Below are 6,959 nucleotides of genomic sequence, written 5' to 3'. Positions count from 1 at the left end.
ACGAGTTTGTAGCTTACCTATGAGGAATTGAAACTGATTTATAGAGACTTAAATGGTATCATTAATCATCATTAGATTTATTTGAACGTAGTGGGATATAAATTTTAACAGTTGTACTTTGTAGTAATTATCTGAACGTAGTGGGAAGAAGGTCGCTGCTTATAGTAGCGGCTTTTTATTTAGAAAAATTTCCCTCATTCCTATCGTAAGAGGGCTTGGGATGTTTAGCTTTTGTACGAGCGAGTGAAAGAGAAGACCCGGCGCAAGGCCGGGTTTTTGTTTGATCACATTTTTGACCACATACTTAGTTTATTTCTTTCCTTTTTATTCTCTCTCCTCTTGCAAAAACTTGAGATAAACAGAGATATTTAATTTTATTTACCTTTGTTTTTCCAAATTGTTTCGCAACCCTTATTCTTATAACATAAAGCAAAAAAATGCTTCGGAGAGAGGAAACGCTTGATATATAAGATTTTTTCTCCTTGCGCTGAAGCTCCGCGAGCTTCTTGTTACGCAGGCGGTGAATGCTTCGACTTTTGCGTCTGTTGGGGTCAATCGTAAAATCGTCTACTGCCCACTTTGTGTTGAAATACTTCTTTATGCTTATATGGATAACAGACGTTCACATGCCCTTCCTTTCGGGCCTGATGTGCGCTCGTGGCATATGGCCTGTATGCTCTGGGTGTGTATGAGGAAACGAAGCTTCAAACGTGTACATCATCTTCGAATGGAAAAGCCTCCCCTGCCCCTTTTTGTTTGAAGCAATGCTAACGTAAATCCTGTAAATCCATAGGTTATTCCTCAACTTTCTACAAGTGGTTCGTAATGAAGTATGTATCTGGATTGATAGTATTAGCAGTCATTTTTGTTTTACAATACCATTTTCCAACAAAATAAAGAGTATTAAAATAAAGGGTATTGATGTAAAATATAGAAAATAGAGGCGGTAGAGGTGTTGAATGGTGTTTTCAATAAAAAAGTGGTATCAAAATACAAAAGAAAAGGATAAAATCCGAGTCAATACTTTAGGGAGATTACTCCATACCTGCACTTTTTTACCTCTAGTCATGTTTTTAATCATGTTCATTCCTAAAAATTATGGGTGGACAGTATTTTTTCTCTTCTCTGTGATTATGATTTTCTTCGGCTATAAAACAGAGGATGCTGTTTTTCGACTTCTAGGTAAATACAGTTTTAAGATTATAAAACAGCCATATTATTATATTATTTCTTTACTTGTGATTTTTAGCTTTGCATACTTTGGATTAGGGATGTTCCATTGAGATTTTTACATACAGTACTTCCTTATCATTAGATCACGTTTTTTACTATGAGAAATTTCCCATTATTGCTTTTAAACAACAGATGAAAGGTTGAGTAAAAAATGAAAAAAGCTTGGGCGATTCTATCAATTCTGGTCACAATGTTAATTTTAGGATCAGTAGAAGCGTATGCATCTGTCGCTTCTCCTCTCACTATTCAAGTCAACGGTTCTACCGTTGCTACGCCACCGGGTATACACGTAGTAAATGGCCAAGTTATGGTTCCTATTCGGTGGGCTGCCGAACAGTTAGGTGCTCGTTCTATCAAATGGGATCCTAAAACACGTGATATATTCATTCAGACAGAAGACGTTACGGATAAGATAGCGAAATTAGCCTCCTATAATAGAGCATTGGAAACATATGAGGCAAGTAAAGAAGCAGAAATGTGGCCTCTTACAGAAAATGCAAAAAAGGCATGGCTTTTTCTTCAAAACCAGCCCTTATTCCATCGCGATCACGAATTGGTTTTGAATCTTCCGGATTCATCTCTTAAACGAGTGATTTCAATTACAGTCAATCGTGAATATGTTTCTTATGCCGTTAATAGTGCGGAAAATCATAATGGGCATTTTTATATTCCTATGGATTGGCTGGAGCAATTATTTTGGGCAGATGTTCAGTATAACAAAGAAACAAATCAACTTTTTATTCAAGCGCCAAACAAAGCGGAGATTGAGCAGCAACTAGCAGCGGTCGAAGATGCTCTTGTTGCTTCTACACCTGAAGAAGCAATGAAGCTATGGGGACGTGGCGAGCAGACACGGAGCGGAGCTCTTCAATACGCTGTATTATCACCAGAGCTTCGGAAAAAGGCTGAAGAACGTGTTCGTGAAAAAAATTGGACAACTGGAGGATCAAGTCCCTGGGTTGGGCCCATCACAGTCAAAGAAGAAAAGAAACTTAGCGAGACAGCCGTAGAATATACAGTGACTTATCCAGAAATCACTTCTTTTGGCTCGACTCTAGGTACTGAAAAATTTATTATCGAAAAACTTACGGTAGATGGTAAAGAAGGATGGTTTATAACAAGGCTGTTGTATGCTAATCCATATTATTCAATCATACCTGGTGAAACACAGCCTATTGAAGAAGAAATAAAGTGGTCTCCATTGCCTGAATAAATCGTTTATGAACCTCTCCCACTTCTATAAGTGGAGGGAGGTTCATTTTTATTTCCAAGTTATTTCGCAACCCTTATTCTAAAAACTAATGCAGGTGTTTTCGAGTTCCATATTGATCGATTGTGCCTGTGAGAAAAAAATATAAGCAAAAACGTAGTCGAATTGTCAATGGTTTATGGTGCATGCTGGAAGATAATGAGGTAAGGGATGTTTAAAAATTTCACAAAACGATCATAGTTTGATAACAATTCATTTTTATAATGTGAAAGGTAACTTCTACGATATTTATATGATAAGTAGAAAGATCCAACGGAAACAAAGAGTGGTGTTTAATAAAGCAGATAACAACCAATTCTATGAAGGAAAGAGGCTATGAAAACGAAAAAAACAGGGATTAAGCAGCTAGTAATGACAGGATTGTTTTCGGTGTCTTTAACAAGTGGATTCGCCCCGTTTTTTTCTGGAACGGCGGAAGCAAGCAGGAATTTTACGGATGTATCCAACGTATCATGGGCAGTACCAAGCATTTATAATCTTTATGAAAAAGGGATAGTAAAAGGAACAACCGCAAACACATTCTCGCCGAACAAAAAGATAACTCGCGCAGAATTTGCTGCGATTTTATCAAGGGCGATAGAAAAAGAAGAAAATATACATACCTTTCCATTTATAGATGTAGCGGAAAGCAGTTGGTACTATAAACCAGTCAAAAAAGCATACCAAATGGGAATCGTTAAAGGTGTATCAGACACCCGCTTCGCTCCAGAGCGTCCGATTACGCGGGAAGAAGCAGCTGTAATTATCGCCCACACGTTTAACTATTCTCATTCCGATCGGCAGTTGCCGTACTTGGACAAAGCCAAAGTGAGTAACTGGGCTATTGATAGCGTACAAGCAGTTGCACAAAGACAAGTTTTTTTAGGAGACGATGGCTATTTCAATCCACAGAAAGAATTAACACGTGCTGAAGCGGCTGTTATATTGCAGAAAGCATTGTTCGGTTCCGTGCCAAAAACAGAACCGGTACGCCAGGTAGCATCTCGTACGGATTCTCGTCTTGATGAGTTGGTGATGCGCAAAGTCGAGCCGTTGCTTGGCACGCCGTATCGTTGGGGTGGTACAACACCTAAAGGATTTGATTGCAGCGGATTTACACAATATGTATACAAATCCCTTGGTGTTGATTTACCACGCACCACAAGCCAGCAATTCGAAAAAGGAACGTCTGTTTCTTTAAAAAACATGCAGCCAGGCGATTTGCTTTTCTTTGATACTGGAGACGGAAAAATATCGCATGTAGGTATCTATGTGGGCCAGGGCCGAATGGCGCATGCAGCCAGTGGTCAGGGCGAGGTGAAGATAAATGATATCGACTGGTATTTGTCTCACTACAAGGTGGTTGGTGTGAAACGATATCTATAGGTATGAACAAAAAAGCGCAGAAGTGTAGGAGACTTTTGCGCTTTTTTTGTATGCCTGGCATGGGTGCTGTCTGTAGGGTGAAAGTCTCGCATGGCGAAGGTAGCAGTCTCTATTTGTCGTATATTAGTGCGCTTCTCCATACAGATTAAGCAGCACAACGCCCAGAATGATAAAAATAATGCCGGTTATTTTTGCCGCCGTCAGCGATTCTTTAAAGAGAAAAACGCCGATAATGGCGATGATCGCTGTTCCCAGACCGGACCAGATAGCATATGCTAAGCTTACATCGATTTTTTTCAATGATATTGTTAAAAAAGAAAGACTGGCCACATAAAAAATGCCCATCATTATGGATGGGAGTATTTTAGTAAATCCCTGTGCAAGTTTCATACATGTCGTTCCGGCGACTTCAAAACCAATCGCAAGAATTAGATAAATCCAATGCATGGATATCTCCCCCTCTCTTATTTTAAGGATAAGTGAACAACTGACTGCTCTCTCGACAGAGCTTTCTGGGTTGAACCGCCAACGAGCATCCATATCTTTATGAGCGTACCCTCCGACAGTTTTCGTCGTACACCATTTTTACCTATTGGTACAGGAATCATTTTACGTAGTAGCTAATTCCCTACCACAACTCCGTATGATTCCGGTATCAAAGAAAAAACGTTCTTACTATACTTATATTATCTTTTGTCTTACTATCCTACAAGGGGATGGTAAGACAAAATTTGCTTGTAAAATTTCCATTTTACAATCTAGTAATTTATTGGTATAATCTTCTTAAGCGCAGGGTCTTTTGGCTGCGCGAAGTTTACAACTGAATCATTTTACTACTAGGGGTGTCCGGGAGTCCGGGCTGAGAATGAAACACGCGTACGTTTCTAAACCCTTGGGACCTGATCTGGATCATACCAGCGTAGGAAAGTAGTTTGCATGCGTAATGTTTGCGTCTTCCCATCTATTGCGGGTGTGCAGATGTTTTGTTAAGAAGAGCCGGGTCCTTGTGAATCCGGCTTTTTTGATATATTCATCTGCGGCACGGTTATGATCCTTGTCTTGTCCTTTTGCAATGTATTCAAATTGGAAAAGGAGGATAAAGGTAGTATGGAACAAGTAAGAAATTTAACTGTCGAAAAATTCCCAAATAGCAAAAAAGTGTATGTGGAAGGGTCAAGGCCCGATATTCGGGTGCCGGTGCGTGAAATTGCCTTAAGCCCTTCAAAAAGCGGAGAGGCGTTGCAGGAAAATAAGCCGGTTCGCGTATACGATACGAGCGGTCCTTATACGGATGAGACGTATAGCGTAAATATAAGGGAAGGATTGCCGAAAATTCGCCGTACTTGGATTGAGGAGCGTGGCGATGTAGAAGAGTATGAAGGAAGAAAAGTAAAGCCGGAAGATAATGGCTTTCGTTCGAGTGTCGACCGGGCTGTGCAGGAAGAATTTCCAGGATACGCACGCCGTCCGCTTCGTGCAAAGAAAGGAAAAAATGTCACACAGCTTCACTACGCGCGGCGTGGTATCATTACGCCAGAGATGGAGTTTGTCGCTATTCGCGAGAATATGGCCCCCGAATTTGTAAGGCAGGAAGTGGCGGCGGGTCGGGCGATTATTCCAGCGAATATTAATCATCCAGAAAGCGAACCGATGATTATCGGGAGAAATTTTCATGTAAAAATTAATGCGAATATTGGGAATTCAGTCGTTACTTCTTCCATTGAAGAGGAAGTGGAAAAAATGACATGGGCGATTCGCTGGGGTGCCGATACGATTATGGATCTTTCCACCGGCAAAAATATTCATACAATACGCGAGTGGATTATCCGAAATTCTCCGGTTCCGGTCGGTACGGTTCCCATTTATCAAGCATTAGAGAAAGTGGGAGGAAAAGCGGAAGAATTAACATGGGAAATTTATCGGGATACGTTAATTGAGCAGGCTGAACAGGGAGTCGATTATTTTACGATCCACGCCGGGGTATTATTACGCTATATACCGCTCACAGCCAAACGCGTCACAGGAATTGTTTCACGCGGTGGGTCTATTATGGCTGCATGGTGTTTGGCGCATCATCAAGAAAACTTTTTGTATACGCATTTTGAAGAGATCTGCGAGATTATGAAAACGTATGATGTTGCGTTTTCGTTAGGGGATGGACTGCGGCCTGGAAGTATTGCTGATGCAAACGATGAAGCGCAGTTTGCTGAGCTGGAAACGCTTGGAGAACTTACCAAAATCGCATGGGAGCATGATGTACAGGTAATGGTGGAAGGGCCTGGACATGTACCCATGCATAAAATTAAGGAAAATATGGATAAGCAACTCGAAATTTGCCAGGAGGCTCCTTTTTATACATTGGGGCCGTTGACAACAGACATTGCCCCAGGGTATGACCACATTACTTCTGCGATTGGTGCGGCGATGATCGGATGGTACGGAACGTCCATGCTGTGTTATGTTACGCCAAAAGAGCATCTTGGTTTGCCGAACAAGGAAGATGTGCGCCAGGGAGTCGTCACATATAAGATTGCGGCCCACGCAGCGGATCTGGCCAAAGGACATCCCGGAGCACAGGTGCGCGACGACGCTCTTTCAAAGGCGCGGTTTGAGTTTCGCTGGTACGATCAATTCAATCTTTCGCTTGACCCGGAAAGGGCGAGGGAATACCATGATGAAACACTGCCGGCGGAGGGCGCAAAGACCGCTCATTTTTGTTCCATGTGCGGCCCGAAATTTTGTAGTATGCGCATTACACAGGACATTCGGGCATATGCGGAAAGCAAAGGATTGGATATGCAAGACGCACTGAGTGAAGGGATGAAAGAAAAGGCCAGGGAATTCCGTGAAAGTGGAAGTGAAATTTATCGGTGAAACAAGTAAAAGAAATTGAAAATCGGATCGCAATGCTATCGAGAGAGATTCTTTTGTTAAAGAAGCAGTTACGGACGATACAGGATACATGTAAACATGATTTTAAAGAAGACGCGTATGTGCGGACATGCAAAAAGTGCGGATTCTCTGAGGCGCTTTATTATTAAGAGTTCAAGAGCTAAGCAAGCTTGAAGGCATCTGCAAAATTTATAATGGC

General features: G+C 41.4%; 5 protein-coding genes and 1 riboswitch. Of the genes, 4 read left to right on the top strand and 1 reads right to left on the bottom strand.

The window, feature by feature from the left end:
• Nucleotides 1–1,384 precede the first annotated feature (1,384 nt).
• A complete protein-coding gene (locus BLR88_RS04745; protein WP_057898607.1) occupies nucleotides 1,385–2,446 on the top strand; it encodes a stalk domain-containing protein in 1,062 nt (353 codons plus the stop codon).
• 372 nt (nucleotides 2,447–2,818) lie between these two features.
• On the top strand, nucleotides 2,819–3,868 hold the full coding sequence (locus BLR88_RS04740; protein WP_057898608.1) for an S-layer homology domain-containing protein: 1,050 nt from the start codon (nucleotides 2,819–2,821) through the stop codon (nucleotides 3,866–3,868).
• Between the two features lie 123 nt (nucleotides 3,869–3,991).
• Here the strand turns inward: BLR88_RS04740 and BLR88_RS04735 are convergent, their stop codons facing one another.
• A complete protein-coding gene (locus tag BLR88_RS04735) occupies nucleotides 3,992–4,315 on the bottom strand; it encodes a DMT family transporter (protein ID WP_057898609.1) in 324 nt (107 codons plus the stop codon).
• Between the two features lie 381 nt (nucleotides 4,316–4,696).
• Nucleotides 4,697–4,811: riboswitch (TPP riboswitch) on the top strand.
• 164 nt (nucleotides 4,812–4,975) lie between these two features.
• Here BLR88_RS04735 and thiC point away from each other — a divergent pair.
• Both thiC and BLR88_RS19395 read left to right on the top strand, forming a co-directional pair.
• On the top strand, nucleotides 4,976–6,742 hold the full coding sequence (thiC, locus tag BLR88_RS04730) for a phosphomethylpyrimidine synthase ThiC (RefSeq protein WP_091260074.1): 1,767 nt from the start codon (nucleotides 4,976–4,978) through the stop codon (nucleotides 6,740–6,742).
• Nucleotides 6,739–6,909: a hypothetical protein gene (locus BLR88_RS19395; RefSeq protein WP_175493557.1), complete on the top strand. Its 171-nt coding sequence runs from the start codon at nucleotides 6,739–6,741 to the stop codon at nucleotides 6,907–6,909. The genes thiC and BLR88_RS19395 overlap by 4 nt, the downstream gene beginning before the upstream one ends.
• The last annotated feature ends 50 nt before the right edge of the window (nucleotides 6,910–6,959 follow it).

The organism is Aneurinibacillus thermoaerophilus, from assembly GCF_900099925.1.
Taxonomy (GTDB): Bacteria; Bacillota; Bacilli; order Aneurinibacillales; family Aneurinibacillaceae; genus Aneurinibacillus; species Aneurinibacillus thermoaerophilus.
The sequence above is the reverse complement of the archived record's forward strand: the minus strand, read 5'-3'. Positions and strand labels throughout refer to the sequence as shown.

Excerpts from the sequence above, each read along its gene's own strand:
- BLR88_RS04745 (WP_057898607.1), top strand. The coding sequence starts at position 1,385 with ATGAAAAAAGCTTGGGCGATTCTATCAATTCTGGTCACAATGTTAATT.
- BLR88_RS04740 (WP_057898608.1), top strand. The coding sequence starts at position 2,819 with ATGAAAACGAAAAAAACAGGGATTAAGCAGCTAGTAATGACAGGATTG.
- BLR88_RS04735 (WP_057898609.1), bottom strand. The coding sequence starts at position 4,315 with ATGCATTGGATTTATCTAATTCTTGCGATTGGTTTTGAAGTCGCCGGA.
- thiC (WP_091260074.1), top strand. The coding sequence starts at position 4,976 with ATGGAACAAGTAAGAAATTTAACTGTCGAAAAATTCCCAAATAGCAAA.